Genomic DNA, 20,967 nt, shown 5'->3' on the forward strand with positions numbered 1-20,967 from the left:
GAATTCTAAATAGTTACTATGCCGTATGACACTACCTAATTCACCCCTAGAACCAATTAGGCAACCAGTTAAAGAAATAACTTCTCTCCCTTGGTTTAAGCGATTAGCACGATTAGGATACGCAGCAAAAGGTGTCGTTTACTTTATTGTTGGGTTACTAGCAGTCCAAGCAGCCATTGGTTCTGGTGGTAAAACCACGAATACAACTGGTGCGTTAAAGGCAATTATTGTCCAACCTTTTGGAAAATTTTTGCTAAGTATCGTTACTCTCGGAATTATTGGGTATGTACTTTGGCGTTTAGTTCAGACGTTTTTTGATCCTGAAAAAAGTAAAAAACCAATTAATGCTAAACGAATTGCCCAACGGATTGGTTATGCTATCAGTGCTTTAGCCTATACAGGTTTGGCTTTGACATCTGTAAAACTGATTATGGGTTCAGTCGTTGGCGATAGCGATTCAACTGAGGATTGGACAATATATATCTTGGCTCAACCCCTTGGACGATGGCTAATAGCACTGACAGGGATGATGGTAGTTAGTGTTGGTCTTTCTTACCTTTATAAAGCGTATAAAGGCAAATTCCGTTACCATTTAAAACTTTCTCAAATGAGTCTAACTGAGCAAAGTTGGGCAGTGCGTATGGGTAGATTTGGCATTGCTGCCCGTGGCATTGTTTTTGTCATTATCGGCATTTTTTTGATGCTGGCGGCAATTCAATCTGATGGCACTCAGGCTAGAGGGTTGGGTGGTGCATTGGCAGTTCTAACACAACACCCCTTTGGTCTTTGGCTTCTGGCTGTAGTGGGTTTGGGTTTGATTGCTTATGGCATCTATTCAGGAATAGAGGCTCGCTATCGGCATATTGCTAATTTATAATTTTTAACGCAATCGCTAATTTTTACTGCATTTGTAAAGCTGGTATTTTGCCATTAATTGCTCGACTTTTTAACTAATTATCTTGGCTATTCTAGTATTTTATCCAAAATTACTAATATTTTTGCAAAAATCCCATAGTTGAGAACCTTTTGTTATGACTGTTTCGACCAAACCCCTTTCTAATCGCATCGCTATAGTTTTCGATTTTGATGATACTCTGGTTCCAGATACCGTTGATGCTTTGTTAGAAAGCTTAGGTATTGATGCTCTGGAGTTTCGCCAGGAAAAAATTCGACCCTTAATTGACAAAGGTTGGGATAAAATTTTAGCTCGATTTTATGCCCTCATTGAAGAGTCAAAACGACAAGGCAACAAAATTACACAAGAATATATTGCTAGCTTTGGTCAAGAATTAGCTCCCTTTGATGGCGTTAATAAAATGTTTGACCACTTGCAACAATCCGCCCACGAATTAAATCCCAAAGTAGAGGTAGAATTTTATTTAATAACTTGCGGGATGGTGGAAATTGCTCGTCATAACTGTATTGCTCCAAATTTTAAAGCAATGTGGGGTTGTGAATTTTCTTATGGCGATCGCAACGGTATAGAGTTTTTAAAGAAGATTGTCACTCACACAGAGAAAACCCGCTATCTTTTCCAAATTGCCAAAGGTTTTGATGATTACCAAGATGATGGTAAATCATTTGTATATCGAGATTTACCACCAAAGGAATTGCACATTCCATTGGCACAGGTGATTTATGTTGGTGATGGCGAGTCAGATATTCCCTGCTTTTCTTTAATGAATCAAGAACAGGGTACAGCGATCGCATTATATAAAGACATTACTCCAGAAGAATGGGGACGAGATTTAAAAATGACTCAAAGTCAACGGGTTGCTAACCTCGCGCCTGTTGACTACAGCGAAAATTCTGAACTGATGCAATCTTTAACACTCGTGGTAGAAGGTCTTTGCAAACGGATTGCTTTGCAGCAATTGAGTGTAGGTGAGTAGAACTGCGAAAAACAACGCAGAGTTAGAAATCTATAAAATATGGAGCGATCATGTTACAAAAATTAGGTAACATCACATTTAATAACGCTAAGATTACCCATTGGGTTATTACAATAACTGGAGTAGTACTGACTACAGGTTTGCTCTCTTGCCAATCACAGACCCCAGGCAATCAAGTCTCTCTTATTGGTGCTGGAGCATCCTTTCCTGCTCCTTTGTATCAAACTTGGTTCGATGTTTACAATCAACAGAATCCAAATGTCAAAATTGACTATCAATCAATAGGTAGTGGTGCTGGTGTTAACCAGTATTTAAGAAGAACTGTAGACTTTGGAGCTACCGATGCACCTTTAACAGAAGAAGAACGTCAACAGTTTCGAGCAAAATACAATACTGAACCGATTCAAGTACCGTTAACGGGTGGTGCTGTTGTCTTTGCATACAATCTAGGAGGAAATGTCAAGAATTTAAGGCTTTCACGCCAAGCCTACTGTGGCATTATTCAGGGTGATATCAAAACTTGGGACAATCCGCTGATTGCTAAACAAAACCCTAACGTTAACCTATCTAATACTCCCATCAGGTTTGTTCATCGTTCTGATGGTAGTGGTACTACCTTCCTCTTTACCAATCACATTAGTGAGGTGTGTCCCAACTGGAAAGCAGGTGTTGGTAAGTCAATCAACTGGCCTGTAGGTATCGGCGCTAAAGGTAATGAAGGGATAACAGCGCAAGTTCAACAAACTCAAGGAGCCATCGGCTATGTTGAGTATGTCTATGCCAAGCAAAGTAATTTGAATATGGCAACTCTAGAAAATAAAGCTGGCCAATTTGTAGACCCATCACCAGAGTCAGCCGCTAGAGCCTTGCAAGGACAAACAATTCCACAAAACTTTGCTTTGGAAGTTCCAGACCCTCCAGAACAGCAAGCCTATCCAATTGTAGGTTTAACCTGGCTTTTGTTATATAACCAATACGATAATCCTGCCCAAGCAACGACTCTCAAAAACTTTGTTGACTGGGCGCTGACTCAGGGCGACAAATACGCTTTACAACTTGGATATATACCTATATCGAATGAACTTGCCCAAAGAGTGCAATCAACAGTTAGTGAAAAATTAGCGGCTCGTTAATGTAATATTAATCACTTTTGTGAGTTGTTGCGATCGCAACTATGCCAGCTTTGTTGAGTCAGAGATGCAGATATACAGCATCCCTGGCTTAATTCCAGCCAGTCTGAGAATGTTTTACTCAGCACTATCATTTACATTTCAGTAATTAAAAAGGCAGGAAAATGCAGAAACTTTGGTACAAAAATGCAATTTTCTACTCCTTGGATGTCGAGACATTCATGGATTCAGACGGCGATGGTATTGGCGATTTCCAAGGACTAACTAAGTGTCTAGATTATCTTTCTGGACTGGGAATTACCTGTTTATGGCTATTACCGTTTTATCCTTCTCCCAATCGAGATAACGGCTACGATGTCATGGACTACTACAATGTTGATCCACGATTGGGTACACTGGGAGATTTTGTACAGTTCATACATCAAGCTAGCGATCGCGGTATTCGAGTCCTAGTTGATTTAGTAGTAAATCATACATCAATTCAGCATCCTTGGTTTCAGCAAGCGCGTTCAGATAAAAACTCTAAATATCACGATTACTATGTGTGGTCAGAAAATCCCCCCCAAACCAAGCCAGAACAGATAATTTTTTCTGGAGTAGAGGATAGTCTTTGGGAATACGACGAACAAGCTGATGCTTACTATCTGCATCATTTTTACAAAGAGCAGCCTGATTTAAATATTGCTAATCCTGCGGTACGGGAAGAAATCTACAAAATCATGGGTTTTTGGCTGCAACTTGGTGTGTCGGGGTTTCGCATCGATGCTGCGCCATTTTTAATTAATCCACTTGGCATCCCAGGGTGTCCAGACTTGCAAACTTTCCTTAAAGATATGCGAGAGTTTATTACCTCGCGTCGGGGTGATGCAATTCTGTTTGCAGAAGCAAATGTAAGTTCTGACAAAATACCCGTCTACTTTGGTAATGGCGATCGATGTCAGATGTTGTTTAACTTCTTGCTCAACAAATATATGTTTTTAGCTCTGGCACGTAAAGATTTACAAACTTTGCTTGACGGGCTGAAATCATTACCTGATATTCCTGACATCGGTCAATGGTTAAATTTTGTCCGCCATCATGACGAACTCAACCTGGACTTAATTAGCGATTCCGAACGCCAAGAAGTTTTTCAGGCTTTCGCACCGGAAAAGAATATGCAAATTTTCGGCAAAGGCGTTCGTCGTCGTTTACCACCAATGTTAGAAGGTGATAAACGTCGCATTGAACTAACATACAGTCTGTTATTCAGCTTACCTGGGACACCCGTGCTACGCTATGGCGAAGAAATTGGGATGGGTGAAGACCTTTCACTTGAGGGGAGAAATAGTGTCCGCACAGTCATGCAATGGTCAGATGCAATCAATGGCGGCTTTTCTACCGCTTCGTCAGATGTTCTTACCCGACCTGTGATTAAAGAAGGAGAGTATGGTTATAAACGGGTGAATGTAACAGATCAACAACGCGATCGCAACTCCTTAATCAACTGGATGGAACATATAATCCGTATTCGCAAGCAGTGTCCAGAGTTTGGTTGCGGTAAGTGGCAAATTCTAGAAACCGATCAACCGTGTGTATTTGCTCACTGCTGCGAGTCGGAAGGTGAAAGTGCGATCGCTTTACATAATTTAGGCGATCGCTCGTGTACAGTCACGCTAAAATTTGATGAGTATAACCATCTAATAGATATATTTGGCGATTCGCAATACGAACCTCTCGACATTAATTTGCCTTCCATCCCAATAGAAGCATACGGCTATCGCTGGTTTCGCGTTAAGTAAGAAGCATGATCGCTGCAATATGTGCGATCGCCTTAGCCATCATACATTTGTATTCAGGTAAACTACAATTTATTAGAGCTAAACCGCGTAGTCGTTGGCTCTCATTTGGCAGTGGGGTATCTGTTGCTTATGTGTTCGTTCACATTTTGCCAGAACTGAGTAAAGCCCAAATAACACTCCAAAGCAGTTTGAATATTGGACTTGCTTTTTTAGAGCATCACGTTTATTTGGTGGCACTTTTAGGTTTAGCAGTGTTTTATGGCTTAGAACGATTTGCAAACAAGTCGCGTCAACGCAATCAAAAAGCAGGGAAGGGAGATGTTACTGCTTTAGACGTTTTTTGGATACATATTGCTTCTTTTGCTGTTTATAACGCCTTAATTGGCTACTTGTTAGTACACCGAGAAGAATCAAGTATCAAGAGTTTATTGTTCTATTTTTTTGCGATGGCACTGCATTTTGTAGTCAACGATAATGGTTTGCGCGAAAACCACAAACAAATATATGATCGGATTGGGCGGTGGTTGTTAGTAGCTGCGATCATTGTTGGTTGGTTAATTGGCATTGGTACACAAATTCATCAGGCGGCTGTTGCGGTTCTCTTCGCCTTTTTATCGGGAGGTATTGTACTCAATGTCCTTAAGGAAGAATTACCAGAACAGCGAGAAAGCCGCTTTTGGGCATTTGCATTCGGTGCGTTCGGCTATGCAATTCTCTTATTAGCTCTTTAATTATTAACTGTCCCGTCGCCGAACCATATTAGTTAAAAAGCTTAGTAACAATAATGTAAAAATAACTATCACAAAAAATATCCAGTTAAATTCAATACTAAATCCTTTTGTGTTATTTATCCAACGGAAAATCCAAAAAGGATTATTACCGATAATAAATGAAGGAACTTCTAAAGTTTTCAATACTGGTATTAGTAAAAAGCTAGAAATTAGCACCAACGCCAAAGCCATAAAAGCAAGGTTTAACAAAGCTTTTACACCTGAACGCTTACCAGTTTTAGCAAAAGGAAGTTCTCGGCAAGTCACACTATGAGGTGCGTAAATTGCTATGCCTTCTTCTCTATCTTCGACTCGAATTGACTGTGGACAACGTAGCAATTGTACTGCTATCCAGATATCTCCAATTGCACCGCTTGTATTGAATGCAATTACCCAAATTAACCAGCTTGCTTGGGGAAAAATTGCTAGCAGTAACAAACACGCAACATCAAGGACTATCAATGGTGCTAAACCAATGAAAATAAAAGCATTCCGGCGAAACAAGTCACCTGGTGAAGTGGCGTAAGCAAGAGGTAAGAAATACTTAAATTTAAATCCATAACGTGGCGAACCACCAAAGGCAGCAAACGCTATTCCATGCACCAATTCATGAACAATGATGGTGATAAAAGTAATGGCCAGTAAAATCACAAAAGCAAGAATACCTCGCCAAGCTCCACCTCCAGCACTTTCTACACTAAAAATTACTGCTTGTTCGTGAATGATGCTATAATACCAGCTTGCACCTGCTGCTGCCAATATTAACAGTAATGAACCTAAAGTAGTCCAAATCAGTGATATTTCTGGAGTTAAGCGAAATACATAAATTGGCTCATTGCGAGTTGCTATATTCATAATTTCTGCTAATTATTAATCCTTGCTTTCCAAATTAATAATATTTAGTGTTTATTTCATCACTCTACAGGTTTATCTAGCTTCAAAATCCTTATTTGAACGCTTCTTGTAATTGTTCAGATGTCAAAGATTTTATTAAACTTAACGGTAGTGGTTGCTGACTAATTGTATTAACGTAATCTGGACTCAAGTAGGAAAGATAACTTGACTGTTGGGCAACATACGTTTCAAAAAATGGAACACTCAAAGCTTTAACATAACGACGTGCCAAGGCTGGACTTGAACCGATTACCTGTGTAGGAACAGGTATGGTGGCATTTGGTGATTCTGCAATAGTAGAAAAGTGTGTGCCGCCATTGATAAGTGCTAAATATTTATTTTGAGTTGTTAGCCAAGTAAAAGGTTCAATTTGCTCTGTTAAAGCTGGAGCAACAGTATCAGAACTACCAGATACAATCATTACCGGAATTTTGATTTGACTGAGACTAGCTTGACCAAAAATACTGCTAACGACTGGATCAATAGCAATTGCTGCTTTTATCCTGGGGTCAGATAAGTTGTATTGAGCGTTTGGTAAATTGACCGCCAAACATTGAAGGAGAAGCGAAACATTTAACGTATTTTCCAAAGCTGGACAGTCAGCTTTCAGTTGCTCAAAATTAATCTTTGCACCCGCCAATGCCAATGCTGTATATCCACCAAATGATTGCCCTACTACACCAACTTGTTCCAAATTTAAACGTCCCCTAAATATTGAATCAGACTTTGATAAACGAGTGAGTTCATCTAGCAAGAATTTAATATCTAAAGGTCTGTCGATTAGCTCTCTAGGATTAGTAACTCTATCTGCTATACCTGCTAATAATGCTTGTATTTGTTGTGAATTACTGCCAGGATGTTCTGGAACAGCAACCACAAAACCATAAGAAGCCAGATGTTCGGCTAAATACGCAAAACTTGTTCTGTCGGAACCAAGTCCGTGCGAAATGACAATTATCGGACGAGGAGTTTGAGCAGTTGGGAGGTAAATATCAGCAGGAAATCTCCTCTGACGTGAGAGGTCATTAAGTGTAATTGTTTGTTTTGAGAAATTAAAACTTCCGGTTTTACCCAAGTCCATTAATGGAACGGTCTTAAGTGTAGAAGCTGTAGTTACTTTTTGTTGGGATTGTTGGTTAATAAATGCTACTGCATTTTGAGTTTGATTGACTAAATTCTGTAATGATTCTGCAATTGCCAAACTCTGGTTCAAGTTAATTGAAATTGCACTTGCCGGAAACTTGCTTAATACATTTAAAAGCGTAAACTCTTTTTGATCTGCGGCTGACAAAATCAGTGCTGCACGAATTGCATAAAACCCTGACAAGTTAGATTCTGTCTGAATAACTTTCCCTAACTTTTCTAATAATCGTTCGCCAATGGGTGTATAAAGAAACTGCGAAACTTCTACTTGATTTAGGGGAATGCGAGTTAGTAAAACTTTTCGCAGTTGAGCTAGTTGCTTTTTGTCTACATACTTTCTATATGCAGCTAAATTCTCGTCCACTTTGCCTGTTCTAGCATAGGTTTCGAGTGAACTAATTGGGATAGACCTTTCTAAAATACCGTAATTGAATCTTATTCTCTCTGCACCTAAAGCGGGATAAGCAGTTAATGTAGGCAGCAACCCTATACTAAAAATTCTCAAAGCCAATTTCAGCCAAACAGTTTGTTTATTTATAGTTTGAGTCATTATATATCACTTGAAATACTATATTAGGCAACGAGAAAATTAGCAGATAATAAAATTTCATAGAGATTCATATCTCTTTCAACTAAGCAGGCATGACCACTATGAGGTAAAGTTATTGTTTGAGAATTAGGAAAAATATTATTTAAATGTTTAGCCTCTGCTTCTGAAGGCAAAAGTCGATCATCTCTACTAGCAATTAGTAATACAGGTTGAGTAATTTGAGATAATTTATTTTCATCAATATCAAATTTCCTCATCAAAGATAGCCGTTGATTAGCAGTTTCTTTTGGTGCAGAACTGGTAGATTTTGAAAGAGCAAGGCTTGCAGCAGGTGAAATTCGACTTAAATTAGCTAGAAAAGGCAAAGATAAAAACGAAGAAATTTTATAAAATAATTGAGGTGTGTAAGGAAACAAAAATGAACCTAAATTTAGCCAAGGGACTCGATGAAATGAAGAAGCAGAATTAATTAAAATAATCTTGGTAAATAGTTGAGGAAATTTTTCTAAGATTTTGAGCGCCAAACAACCACCGAATGATTCCCCACAAAGATAAACGTGTGATTGCGGTACTTTTTCTAGTTCTATCTTGGTTAAACTTGCTACTTTTTCTGTCATTTCATCCCAACTTGTTAGAACATCAGGGGGAACGACAAAACAACGTACATCAAAAGCTGCTTCTAAACCTGCTGTTTGAATGTACATCAATTCCTTGCCAGTCTCATCCATTCCAGGTAGAAATACAAAGAGTGGATAATTAGAGTTAGATAATTCGGGAGTTAAAAAATAAGGATGACTACGAATTTTAGATGGCATAAATAAACTAATTTACGAGAACAAGAGTGATAATTTCGATAAGGCAGTAAAAAATTTTAGCTACGACTCAATTAATTCAGAAGTAAAGCTGTTTTTATCTACATCTTTTTGCTTATTGACATCATCAGTAGTTGCTTGCAAAGAATCTTGATCTATTTGATCTACTAAACGTAAATCAAGCAGACTGGCGACCCAACCAGCCGTCAATCCTTGGAAAAAAACTGTCATCATTATTGTCAAAAATACTAAGGCTTTAATTGAATCACCGCCATTGATACCCTGTTTTGTCAGTGAAACTGCAAACAAAGAGGCTAAAGAAGCAGCTACAATTCCACGAGGAGCAACCCAAGATAAAAATAACTGCTGTTGCCAGTTAAAACCTTGATTCCAGGTAGATATTAAAATATTAATAGGACGCACTATTAGCATCAGCACTATAACTGTCAGAAAACTACCCCAACCTAAAGCGAAAACACTGGCAATTGATAAGTCTGCTGCTAACAGAATGAACAAAACCGAATTAGCTAAAATGCTCAACTGTTCATTAAATCGACGCAATAAAGGCTCTGAAGGCAGGTTATTAGCTCTTAAAACTATCCCCATAACTACAGCAACCACTAAACCAGACTCACCACGTAAAACCTGTGCCAAACTAAATAAACCCCAGACACTAGCTAAAACGACTAGATTTTTTAATTCTTGAGATAAGAATTGATCCTGTTTGATAAGTTGGGATATTAACCAGCCTCCAGCTATACCAATAACTACGCCTATACCCAAACGCAAAACTAAACCCTTAATTAAAATGAGTGGCTCCACATTTCCACTCAAAACAAAGTGAAGTACAATCACAGCCAAAATTGCACCAATTGGATCGATAAAAACACCCTCTCCTTCTAAAAGTGTTGAGACTTTTTTTTCTACACCAATTTGTTTGAGGAGTGGATTAATTACTGTTGGGCCTGTCACAACTACTAAGGAGGCATAAAGAAAAGCAATTGACCAAGGAAATTCACTCAGCCAGTGTGCAGCCATTCCAGCACCAGTTAATGTAATCAGCACTCCCAAAGTGACAAGATTGCGAAGACTACTAGAAACCTCTTTTAACTCTCCTAACTGTAGATTTAAACCACCCTCGAATAAAATAAGTGCTACTGACAGCGAAACCACAACTTCTAAACCAACGCCCAGTAAAGATGGATTTAAAAAATCAAAACCATCTCGTCCCAGAAGAATCCCGAACAGAAGTAGCAAGACTATACTAGGAATGTGAAAATAACCAGCTAGAACTTGAGCAGCAATACCAGCCACAACTGTTGCACTGATCAGAATAGTAATGGGCAAGGATTCTTCCATAGAAAAATTAAGTCGTGCTGTACAACCTCCTATAATTGAATCTTCCTAAATTATGAGGTTTATATTTCAGGAAAAAATATAGCTATTTACGCTGTGCTGTACTAGCTTTTTAACAGGCTGATACTGGCGCGACAGGGTATGCATAGTTTACTTCACTAAAGGAGTATACTAACGCACTGCTAGCGATCGCTAACTCAATACGCCTGGGTTAAGGGCTACTGGCAACAATTTTGGGTTTTCGAGACGCGATAAATCGCCGTCTCTACAAATATTTTGTTGCTCATTCTGAACTGTATTGGCTACTAACTCACTTACCTAAATCTACAGGATTGCTCTATAGTCGGAGTCTCTTCAAATTGCACCATTATTAGAACAGCTGGTACATCGCCTACTGTTCCAGATAAGTGACCCTTATGACCTTGCGCGTCTGTTTTCGTACCCTGATCTTCTCCAAAGGAAATTTCGCCAACACCCATCTCGACTCGCTGTCCGTCCATAGTCTCCACAAACCAGCGTCCCGACAGTGGGATGATCCACTGGGGTTTCGGGTTCTCATGCCAGTTACCAACCCATCCCACGGGTAGCACAGTAAAGGTGATTGTAGCACCAGACTGTTTCAAATTAGAAAGCCACTGCGGTGAGGTATCCGGGGCTATGCCTTTTTCTATGAAGTCTTCAATTTGACAACGGGATTGGTGACTTATACCGTCGTTGTCAGTCCAGACGTGCCAGTATTCAATTGTTGGTTTGGGTGATGAGTTATTCTGCATAATAATGGCTCTTTTTGATCCGAAATGTATTGAAAGGCGAACTAGAAATTAGGAATTACGAAATTCTAATCATATAATTGCGTCCTTCCCATTTGCTGCTTTCAATCCAGAAAAAGGTAAAGTTGATGGGCTGTTGCTGATTATGATAAATAGCAATATCTACAAAATTAACCCCTAATTTTGTAGAAGTAGCAGGTGTATTTTTGACGGTTTGCCAATTATCATCTGACCAGTGCAAGTGAAAATATGCTAAAGCGTGAATTCGCAATGTATAGCCTTTTTGAACTTTGTCTATTTGTCGGTTAAATTTCCAAATTTCCAACGATTTACACTGCTTTCTTTCGCCTAGATATCGATTCTTCACCTGTGGAATCAAATCAAATACCTGACCATCATGATTTGACCGTAGCAGTTTGATATACTCCGAATGTGCCCACATCAAAGGCATTGCCGAACCTGTTGGTTTTCCTAAATACAGATGATTCTCAGATATATCTGCTTCATCCCAAACCTGTTCAGGTAGTAAACAAGTATCTGATGCAAATCCTTCCATCGCCTTAATATATGTTTTGACATCGCCGCCAACAGCTAATTCATAATGTCCCCGTTCTCCTGTTAAGAGAGGCCAAGCGCGTCCCTTACCAAAACCAGTATAAGGACTGCCGTTTTCTTGCTGTCCGTAGCCGTCGTGGTTGTAACGATGCCAACAAGGCCCAGCAGATGTATCTACTTTTAAAACTGCATCAATTACTTTGACAGAATCAACAATAATCGGGTCATTTGGTTTGCGAATTCCATAGCGGACTAATTGCAAAAACCCGCCATCAACAATTTCCTTCGCGGGAAATTCTGACGGTTCGCCAGGTGGTTGACTGCTGATAACAAGAGTTCCTTGGTTAGGATTTTCGTTGGGTTGAGGATTATTAATATCTGTAGGAGTAATCCGAATGTAATGGCGTTTGATGCCAGGAACTAAAGTGCCTTCAGTAGTAACTGTCCAAGCTTCGATGTGAGATTCTAAAAAATCAGCGTATTCTTCGATAAAGTTTGCTGTTGCTTCATCGCCACGTTCACGAACAAATTGAGCAGCACAAATTAAGGCGGCAATATTAGATGCTAATGTTGATGGTGAATAACCACTATTTTCTTCCCAACGTTCTTGTTGGGTAGCTGGGCCGTGACGAATTAAATAACCCGCCGCCCGTAAAATCATCGGATAAATATCGAAGTTTAAACAAGTTTTTTGCTGATGCAATAACCATGCTAAGAGAATGGGAAATGCCACCTCATCAAGCTGGATACCTGTCCAATAAGGTTTCCCATCAACCCAGAAATTTTGGGGAAAACCGCCATCTTCCTGCTGACTAGTGGCGAGATAAATTAGCGATCGCACTGCTGTATCAGTTTCCCCAGCAGCCACTAAACCTGATACACTGCTAACCATATCCCGCGTCCAGACAAGGTGATATCCTCCTTGGTCTTGGTCGTCTTTGGCTTCACCCCAAGGGATAGCCAGAGATGCAATTAATGCACCTGGATAGGTTTTGTCTTCATGTGCCAACAACAGACTAATGCTGTTGTGATACAACTTACCCTGATCATAAGAACTATTTTCTAATGGTTTGATGCCCTGGCGCGATCGCTTCCACTGTTCGTTATATAGCTGCTTCTGCTTTTCAAAAGGAATATTGAGTGACTGAAACAGTGTAGAAATGGCATTATGTAGATTTGTCCCAAATGCCAGTCCTAGAGTAAACTCTTTACTGCTGTCTAAATTTAGTTCTCCAGTTAATGCTATGTTGCCATCTACAGCACTATCAAACTCCCAATCCATCTGAAAGTTATCAGCTAAATCTGTCCAACCATCACTTTCACCGACATAGCCACAAGAAAGACGGGTAAAAGGAATTGTTGCACCCATCGCTAACCATGTTCCTCCTTTCTCGGCTGTGAGAATCCGATGTCCAGCAACTTGTACAGCGTAACCATTATTCCCTCTACCTCCAACTTCCAGATGCGGCGCACATAAAGCATATAGCTGGAGTTGGGAAATAAAATCGCTATCTCCTGTTAACTTTGTGCGTTGTAAAATACAGGATAAATGCGGATCGGTAATTACTTCTTTGATTACAGCATAACGCCCTTGTGGATCGGAATTAGTGATGCGATATCCTAAACCATGAGTCCACATCGGTTCAACTTTTGATTCGAGATGGCGTTTCTCTTCGTGAAAAAAGCTTTTTCCATCAGAAATTAGATACTGTAAATCCCGAACTTGGGGACTGTCTACTGTGGGATGGTAGATTTCAGTCACAACACCGTTCCAGATAGTAAACCAAATGTTACTAGAGGTAGAGTAAGCTGTTCCCACTCCATCTTTATTGGCATGAGTCCATCGAGGATCGATACCCGGTGAGCCAAAAGCCTGTCCTTGACCGAGAATTTTTACCATAATTTTTTGTCCAGTTCAGTGCTGTAGTTGATTTTCCTTTGATTCAAAAATTATTGAGAAGTTTGAGAATATTTGCGAGATGCAGTTAATGATTTAGCTTCAATAAAAATTTGTTTTATTTCCGGATGTTTTTGGCTAATTTTTGCTTCTAAACTTTCTACAGTTAAAGCTATTTCTTCACCTGTAAGATTGTGAGAAAATTGAAGTTCTAAGTTTAGTAATACCTCTTGTGGAGCAAGTTGCATTGTTAGCACCCGGATAACTTCTTTCACTCCTGGTTCTGCTTTTGACAGAGAACGGATATTAGCTATAGTTTGAGGGTCGGCACTTTCTCCAACTAATAAACCTTTACTTTCTCTCGCTAGTACCACTGCTACTATAGCTAAGATAATGCCAATAATAATCGAAGCAATGCCATCCAAATAAACATTATTAAATAAATGTCCTAAGAAGATTCCGATTAAGGCCACGAATAAACCTAAAATTGCCGCAGTATCCTCAAATAATATTGTAATTACTGTGGGGTCTTTACTGTTTTTGATAGCTTGCCAAAAACTTTGTTTACCCTTGGTTGGCAAAAACTCTTTTAAAGCTACAGTCCAAGAATAACCCTCTAATAATATTGCCACACCTAACACAATATAATTCCACATTGGGTCTTCTAGCGGACTGGGATTAATTAAATGAGTAATTCCTTCATAAATCGACATCCCGCCACCAATGGCAAAGATGAGGATGGCAACAATAAAAGTCCAGAAATAAAGTTCTTGTCCATAACCAAAGGGATGACTATTATCTGCTGGTTTTTGGCTTCTGATAATTCCCAGCAAAAGTAATAGTTGGTCGCTAGTATCTACGATTGAATGAATACCCTCAGATATCATGGCAGAACTGCCAGTAATAGAAGCAGCGATAAATTTAGTAATAGCGATCGCCAAATTAGCCCCCATCGCCGCAAAGATTGTTTTTTTAGATGAATCAATTGCCATGATTGTAAATATTAGCTTCTAAATAGGTAAGTTTCTCACAGACTTCTTTCTCCTCTTAATCGCAGAATAATGCATCATGTTATGGTGTTCACTATGTTCTTGCTCACTGCCGCTATTCATCATTTTCAGCATATTCGGCCCGCCAGTTTTGAAGAACCGCGCAACCAATAAAGCTGCTAGAGCTAAAAACAAAATATTCAACACTGTAGTGTAGTTAAATTGGATAGATGCCTCAACTACTTTGGCGTTATGTTCTTGTGGTATTAATCCCAAAATTTGGAACAGAATTTCAATTATTAATGCCGCACTTACCATCGCTGCATAAAAAGCGATCGCTAGAAATATACTAATTTTCAAACCGTAATATTTGCGGTAAATATTTAAAATTGGCAGTATAATCAGGTCGGCAAAAATAAATGCAACTACGCCTCCAAAACTAATACCTCCATTCCACAACACAGCAGCTAAAGGAACATTCCCCACAGAACAAACAAAGGAAAATATCGCTACGATTGGCCCGACAATTGGCCCCCATAACTTCGACCATACAGGGTGATCTGTGAGAAAGAATGCTTGCCAAAAGTCGTTGGATACCCAAGCAGCCAAAGCACCTGCAATTACTAATCCCAGCGCAATATCTAACCACACAGAAACCCAGTCCATGACAAAGTAGTGGCTAATGGATGTAAACCCTTTATCAGAAAAAATCCTTTGCCAAATAGAACCTTCTGTTACTGACATATCCATATTGGCGTGTCCTTCCATTTTGCCAGAGAGTCCACGATTGGCTTGCTGTTTAGCTGATTTCACCATCTGGGGTTTTAGGAATACTTTAAACAGAAATACTAATATTACAATCATCAATAGCCCACCGACATACTCAGCTAAAGTAAATTGCCACCCCATTAATACTGCCAAGATAATGCCTAGTTCAATGACTAAATTAGTTGAGGCAAATTGAAATGCGATCGCTGCTGTAAAATTACCACCTTTGCGAAAGATTGAACGGGCAAGGGCGACAGAAGCATAAGAACATGACGATGAAGCTGCACCTAAACCACAGGCTACTGCAATCGATTTTGGTGACGCATCTGGTAGTAGTCGGCTCATTTCCCCTTTAGAAATTACCGCTTGAACAATCCCTGATAGTGTAAAACCAAGAATGAGCGCCCAAAGAATTTCCCAGAACATAGAAAATGTCATGTTGAGTGCTAGGAAAATTCCATTGATGGGGTCGCTAAAAGGGTTTATAGTGTTCATTTTTATCAATTATCAGAATAGTTTTATCCCAATTTCTAAGTAGTAGAAACTTCTAATTCACCATCAAGATGCGTAACTTCCCATTGGGTTTGTTCGCCATTGCGCCAAAATCGCAATCCCACCGTAGCGTCTCCCACGGACAAATTTGTAAGTTCCAAATCGGGTAAGAAATCTGGTAGATTCGGCTGTACTTTTAACTGTTGTTTGGAAGCATCAGCTTTGAGTCCTAAAATAGTACGAATGAGGAATAAAATTGAACCAGCAGCCCAAGCTTGGGGTATGTTAGCGTCTGGGTATGGGACTGGAAAGTTATCATCTTGGCGTTCAATTCCCGCAAACAATTCTGGCATTCGTCCAGCTTGAAAATAACTAGCAGCAGCAAAGATACCCTCAGCAATGCGGTTAGCTTCTTGGTGATAGCCATACTTTTTCAATCCCGCTGCGATGATCGAGTTATCATGAGGCCATACACTACCTCGTTGATAACTAATTGGGTTATATGCCTGATTTTCAGATGAAAGAGTCCGCACACCCCAACCACACCACATATCGGGTTGAAAAAGTCGGTTAACAAGTTTTTTTGCTCGTTCCTGTGGGACAATACCAGACCAGAGGAGATGACCAGGATTTGAGGTAATTGATTGAATTTGCTGCTTTTTATCGTCTAATCCTAAACAATAAAAGCCAACTGAATCCATCCAGAATTGTTCATTAAATCGTTGATAAAGTTCTTCGGCTTTTTGACGCAGCTTTTTGGCTTGCTCTTTTTCGCCCCAGACTTCATAAATTAAAGCTGCCCTTAGCCACGCATCATAAACGTAGCCTTGAACTTCACATAAAGCGATTGGCGGCTCAACTAACTGCCCATCGGGGTAAACTATTGCGTCACCCGAATCTTTCCAACCTTGATTGCGTAATCCTTTTGAGGAATGAGTTAAATACTCAACAAAGCCATCCCCGTCAAAGTCGCCGTATTTGTCAATCCAATTTAGGGCTTTTTCCAGTGGCGCTCGACATTCATCAAGCATACTGACATCGGCATTCCAGTTATAGGCTTCAGATAAGGTAACAATCCAAAGGATGGTAGTATCTACTGTTCCGTAGTAGGGATGATATGGAAGTAGGTTTAGTGTGGTTAACTCATCGCGCCGCATTTCGTGGAGCATTTTGCCTGGTTGGGCATCGTGCCAATCATCCAACTCAGTTGCTTGGAGTTGAGCCAGTTTGAGTAACGTGCCACGAGCAAATTCATGATAAACTGCGATCGCTTGCAAGCTAGCAATTATTGAGTCGCGTCCAAAAACGGCAACAAACCAGGGAATACCAGCAGCAGGCATCCAAAATTGATGTCCGTTATCATCCACATCAATGCGTAGCGCTCCCATATCTGCGATCGCTTGCTGATAGTATTCGGCAATTTCAGCATTAGACGATCGCAACTTTGTGGCATTAGTCAGAAATTCATCCCTAACCTTTCCCGCTTTCGTACTGTGAGGCACAGCACAGGTGTTTTGAGGTTTGAAGATATTTCCATCTGCTAAGGCTGTAAAATTGACACAAGTGTGCCATGTTTTCCCAGGAGCGATGACCACATCAAACATTAAACGACCATTGGCATAGCGTGGCTCAGAAGTACCACAAACTGGCTCAATCACAATACCTCGCAAGAAAGAGCCGTTACGATATTCAGTAGTGAGTACACCATTTTCCCATCTGGTTTGTGTTTCACCTCGCGTCAAGAGTTGCCGTGATTTGACATCAAAAATATCCGCAAAATCAGAACGCACAGCTAGCATTAATTGAAACTTAACAACTTCATTATGATAGTTAGTTATATCAATATCTTCATGCATACCTTCCACAATGTCGCGCTGAACCGTTACAAGCAAACTACCAGGAGGTAAAGAGTCGTTGATAATCGGAAGTTGCGGATTAGTAAATTGGTAAAGCGCATTATGATGCGTGATATTGCTAGAGGCTAACAGCGAAAGTTGGTAGCGATTGAGAGAAATTTCATAGTAAGAAATTACGCGTGTATCCCAAACAAAAAAACCTTGAGGTAAATTCTCGTCGATAGAACCATCACTAGCCGTTACTAAAAAAGAAGAACCATCGTTAATGGTTATCAAACCCGAATTGACAGTAACTTTTGTAGGCATTTTTAATTAACCAATTTTGTGGTTTTAATTCCCCCGCTGACAACAAGCGGCAAGTTTTCTGGCTCTTTTTAAATCCCAGTTACAAAACTTAAGTACGAATTACGAATTACGAATTACAAATTACAAATTACAAATTACGAATTACGAATTACGAATTACGTTAGCGTAGCGGGGCGTAGCCCATTACGAATTACGAATTACGAATTACGAATTACGTTAGCGTAGCGGGGCGTAGCCCATTACGAATTATCTTAACCATTCTCTGTAAAACCCGGATACAAAGTCATCCCACCATCTACAAACAGTGTTGTACCATTGACATAATCAGAGTCATCAGAAGCCAACCAAACTGCTGCTTTGGCGATATCTTCTACATCACCCACACGTTTTGCTGGAATCAATTGTAGTAACTTCGCCTCTGCTTGTGGAGTATCCCAAGCTGATTTATTAATTGGGGTTTTGATTGCACCAGGAGCAATACTATTAACACGAATTTTGTGAGGGGCAAGTTCTTGGGCAATACTTTGCATCATCATATTAATACCACCCTTGCTGGTAGCATAATTGACATGGCCTGCCCAAGGAATTACCTGATGTACGGAACTCATGCAAATAATTTTACCTGCCGCACAAGAAATATCAGGCTTCACACCTCGGCGCAAGAATTCCTTTGCGGCTTCCCTAGCACACAAGAATTGTCCCGTTAGATTTATCCCAATCACTGCATTCCATTGATCGAGGGTCATATCTATAAATGCTGAGTCTTTTTGAATGCCTGCATTACTTACTAAAATATCAATAGTGCCAAATTGTTTAAGCGTCTGGCTGAACATTGCCTTTACTTCGTCTTCTTTGCTGACATCAGCTTGAATAGCGAACGCTTCTCCATTATTAGCTTTGATATCATCAACAATTTTTTGGGCTGATTCAGCTTCCGAATGATAGTTAATAGCTACTGCTGCACCTGATGCAGCCAAATAGCGAGCGATCGCTTCACCAATTCCAGAACTACCACCTGTCACAAGTGCTTTTTGACCTTTAAGCAGATAAGGGGAATAACTCATAATACTTTTTCAGAATTTTTGCTATGTATTTTCATTTGCAAAGTTTGAGGATAGCTGATATTGAAAACTTATGATTGAATCCAAATTGAAGCAAGCTGTCCTACGTTGAACTTTTTATACCAATTACACATTTTGCTTATGTGTTTAATTTTTGACAGCTATTTTGGTGATTCTGGCATTACTTTAGAGGTTTGCAAGAATGAACGCTTCTAGCCATTGGTATAATAAATATCTCTACCGAAAGAACTATAAAAATTTCATCACGATTTCATTATTGGATGAAATCTTTAAAGGATAAAGTCAGTTGCATGTCTTTCTTAAGCTAGAGATAAATTTTATAATATTTTTTATATTGATTGATTTATACAAGACTCATATTGAATTTTTGCGAAGCTAGTACAGAATAAGTACAAAGTCTGTTGAATATGTCTAATCAAACCGATGTACAAGTACAAAGAATTAGAGCTATTGGCTTAACAGTGACAAACGGCGAGCGCTCTTTGGAATTCTATACACAAGCACTTGCTTTTGAACTCGTTTCTGACATTACTGTTGAAGGACAGGATTATAGCGACTTAGAAGGCGTATCTGGAGCAAAAATTCGCATTATCACTTTACGATTAGGTGATGAACTTATCGAGTTGATGGAGTATCTTAATATTCAGGGTAAACCCATCCCCAGCGATTCACAAAGTAATGACCTGTGGTTTCAACATCTGGCAATTGTAGTGAGTGATATGGATCGTGCTTATGCTCACTTGCGTTCATTTTCTATTGAACCAATTTCAGTTGCTCCCCAGACAATACCACCTGAGAATAAAGCATCTGGTGGTGTCCGCGCTTTTAAGTTTAAAGACCCTGATGGTCATGATTTAGAGTTAATTTGGTTTCCGCCTGATAAAGGACAAGATAAATGGCATCAAAATAGCCATAGCTTGTTTTTGGGAATCGATCATAGTGCGATGTCTATTTCCAATACCGAGCAGAGTCTACACTTTTACCGCGACCTCCTGGGAATACAAATTGATAGCCGCAGTCTCAACTGGCGTGCAACCCAATCTCGCTTGGATAATTTACCAGGAGCCGAGGTCAAAATTACAGCACTGCGACCTGTTCAAGATGGTGTGGGAATTGAACTGTTAGACTATATTGTGCCTGGAAAAGGCCGCCCAATGCCGAGTGACTGGAAAAGCTGCGATATTGCACATATCCAAATTGAGCTAGTTGTAAATAATCTTGAGCAGTTAGTGGATAAGCTACGACGTAACGGGGTTCAGCTTATATCGTCGCGGATTGTGCAGTTTAGCGATCGCTCTTTTCCTTATCGGCAAGGTTGTCTAGTTAAAGATCCTGACGGACATTCTATTTTGCTAATAGTGGAATGAGCAGGAGCTAATAGTACTCACCCTTACTTGAAATGGCTATTAATCAAGCATATATCTTACCCTAAAAGTCTCAATCATCTCTTCCTGGATTATAAAAACAATCTATGCCTTTAGATTTTAGAAAGATTACTACTTCTCTAGCGATATTTGAATAGTGGAGTGCTTTTCCATAAGCAGTATGTGGGGGTTTCAAAATTTGCTTTATTTTAGGATTTCTATGACGAGGAGGAAGATGAAAGACAAAGATACCTGCTCCTAATGTATGAAAAAAACTTGATTCATCATTATTATTTATAAACTCATCTATCTTCCTCGACCAAAGTTCTTCAGCTTCCTTCACAATATCCCAAAAGTTGTTATCAAAGTCTTGATTTCTATAAACTCTACTTTCTATAGAAAGAAAATTATTTTGGTTATGAGCTTCATAACTATTTTCATTAGACCTCTTGCAAAAGTCCCAAATACGTGGGACAAGTAGGTTAGAGTTGGGTAGCATTGATGACATACGAACAAGTAAAAATCTTAAAGCCAGAAGACTTTAAACGCTTGTGTGGTGTACG

General features: G+C 39.6%; 16 protein-coding genes and 1 pseudogene. 6 read left to right on the plus strand and 11 right to left on the minus strand.

What is annotated here, in order from left to right:
* The first annotated feature begins 25 nt into the window (after positions 1-25).
* The 5 genes from AC1F2U_RS26125 (at position 26) to AC1F2U_RS26145 (ending at position 5,531) form a co-directional block, all read left to right on the plus strand.
* Positions 26-877: a DUF1206 domain-containing protein gene (locus AC1F2U_RS26125; protein ID WP_480263742.1), complete on the plus strand. Its 852-nt coding sequence runs from the start codon at positions 26-28 to the stop codon at positions 875-877.
* Positions 878-1,031: 154 nt separating this feature from the next.
* Entirely contained in the window at positions 1,032-1,892 is an 861-nt protein-coding gene (locus AC1F2U_RS26130; RefSeq protein ID WP_480263743.1) for an HAD family hydrolase, read from the plus strand.
* A 50-nt stretch (positions 1,893-1,942) separates the two neighbouring features.
* Positions 1,943-3,025 carry a phosphate ABC transporter substrate-binding protein PstS gene (gene pstS, locus AC1F2U_RS26135; protein WP_480263744.1) on the plus strand — a complete coding sequence of 361 codons (1,083 nt, stop codon included), beginning with the start codon at positions 1,943-1,945 and terminating at the stop codon, positions 3,023-3,025.
* A gap of 161 nt (positions 3,026-3,186) precedes the next feature.
* Positions 3,187-4,800, plus strand: coding sequence for an alpha-amylase family protein (locus tag AC1F2U_RS26140; protein ID WP_480263745.1), 1,614 nt, complete (start codon positions 3,187-3,189; stop codon positions 4,798-4,800).
* A gap of 5 nt (positions 4,801-4,805) precedes the next feature.
* Complete coding sequence (locus tag AC1F2U_RS26145; RefSeq protein ID WP_480263746.1) at positions 4,806-5,531, plus strand: hypothetical protein; 726 nt, start codon at positions 4,806-4,808, stop codon at positions 5,529-5,531.
* A 3-nt stretch (positions 5,532-5,534) separates the two neighbouring features.
* On the opposite strand, the gene AC1F2U_RS26150 is transcribed toward AC1F2U_RS26145, so the two are convergent.
* The 10 genes and pseudogenes from AC1F2U_RS26150 to AC1F2U_RS26195 form a co-directional block, all read right to left on the minus strand.
* Positions 5,535-6,425: a DUF3267 domain-containing protein gene (locus AC1F2U_RS26150; RefSeq protein ID WP_480263747.1), complete on the minus strand. Its 891-nt coding sequence runs from the start codon at positions 6,423-6,425 to the stop codon at positions 5,535-5,537.
* A gap of 91 nt (positions 6,426-6,516) precedes the next feature.
* Positions 6,517-8,157 carry an alpha/beta hydrolase gene (locus AC1F2U_RS26155; protein WP_480263748.1) on the minus strand — a complete coding sequence of 547 codons (1,641 nt, stop codon included), beginning with the start codon at positions 8,155-8,157 and terminating at the stop codon, positions 6,517-6,519.
* Between the two features lie 23 nt (positions 8,158-8,180).
* On the minus strand, positions 8,181-8,972 hold the full coding sequence (locus AC1F2U_RS26160) for an alpha/beta fold hydrolase (protein WP_334702630.1): 792 nt from the start codon (positions 8,970-8,972) through the stop codon (positions 8,181-8,183).
* A 171-nt stretch (positions 8,973-9,143) separates the two neighbouring features.
* Positions 9,144-10,328, minus strand: a pseudogene (locus AC1F2U_RS26165) (cation:proton antiporter); the annotation flags it as partial.
* Positions 10,329-10,639: 311 nt separating this feature from the next.
* Positions 10,640-11,098 carry a cupin domain-containing protein gene (locus tag AC1F2U_RS26170; protein ID WP_334702631.1) on the minus strand — a complete coding sequence of 153 codons (459 nt, stop codon included), beginning with the start codon at positions 11,096-11,098 and terminating at the stop codon, positions 10,640-10,642.
* Between the two features lie 55 nt (positions 11,099-11,153).
* Entirely contained in the window at positions 11,154-13,550 is a 2,397-nt protein-coding gene (locus AC1F2U_RS26175; protein ID WP_480263749.1) for a glycoside hydrolase family 15 protein, read from the minus strand.
* A 50-nt stretch (positions 13,551-13,600) separates the two neighbouring features.
* The gene (locus AC1F2U_RS26180; RefSeq protein ID WP_480263750.1) at positions 13,601-14,539 is read right to left on the minus strand and encodes a cation diffusion facilitator family transporter; all 939 of its coding nucleotides are present in this window, start codon (positions 14,537-14,539) and stop codon (positions 13,601-13,603) included.
* An 18-nt stretch (positions 14,540-14,557) separates the two neighbouring features.
* Positions 14,558-15,799: a permease gene (locus AC1F2U_RS26185; protein WP_480263752.1), complete on the minus strand. Its 1,242-nt coding sequence runs from the start codon at positions 15,797-15,799 to the stop codon at positions 14,558-14,560.
* A 35-nt stretch (positions 15,800-15,834) separates the two neighbouring features.
* On the minus strand, positions 15,835-17,958 hold the full coding sequence (locus tag AC1F2U_RS26190; protein ID WP_480263754.1) for an amylo-alpha-1,6-glucosidase: 2,124 nt from the start codon (positions 17,956-17,958) through the stop codon (positions 15,835-15,837).
* Between the two features lie 251 nt (positions 17,959-18,209).
* The gene (locus AC1F2U_RS26195) at positions 18,210-19,022 is read right to left on the minus strand and encodes an SDR family oxidoreductase (RefSeq protein WP_334702636.1); all 813 of its coding nucleotides are present in this window, start codon (positions 19,020-19,022) and stop codon (positions 18,210-18,212) included.
* 425 nt (positions 19,023-19,447) lie between these two features.
* On the opposite strand from AC1F2U_RS26195, the gene AC1F2U_RS26200 reads away from it, so the two are divergent.
* Positions 19,448-20,407 carry a VOC family protein gene (locus tag AC1F2U_RS26200; RefSeq protein WP_480263755.1) on the plus strand — a complete coding sequence of 320 codons (960 nt, stop codon included), beginning with the start codon at positions 19,448-19,450 and terminating at the stop codon, positions 20,405-20,407.
* 70 nt (positions 20,408-20,477) lie between these two features.
* Here the strand turns inward: AC1F2U_RS26200 and AC1F2U_RS26205 are convergent, their stop codons facing one another.
* Positions 20,478-20,912: a hypothetical protein gene (locus AC1F2U_RS26205; RefSeq protein WP_480263756.1), complete on the minus strand. Its 435-nt coding sequence runs from the start codon at positions 20,910-20,912 to the stop codon at positions 20,478-20,480.
* Between the last annotated feature and the right edge of the window lie 55 nt (positions 20,913-20,967).

The sequence above is a fragment of the Nostoc sp. LEGE 12454 genome, from assembly GCF_056620565.1.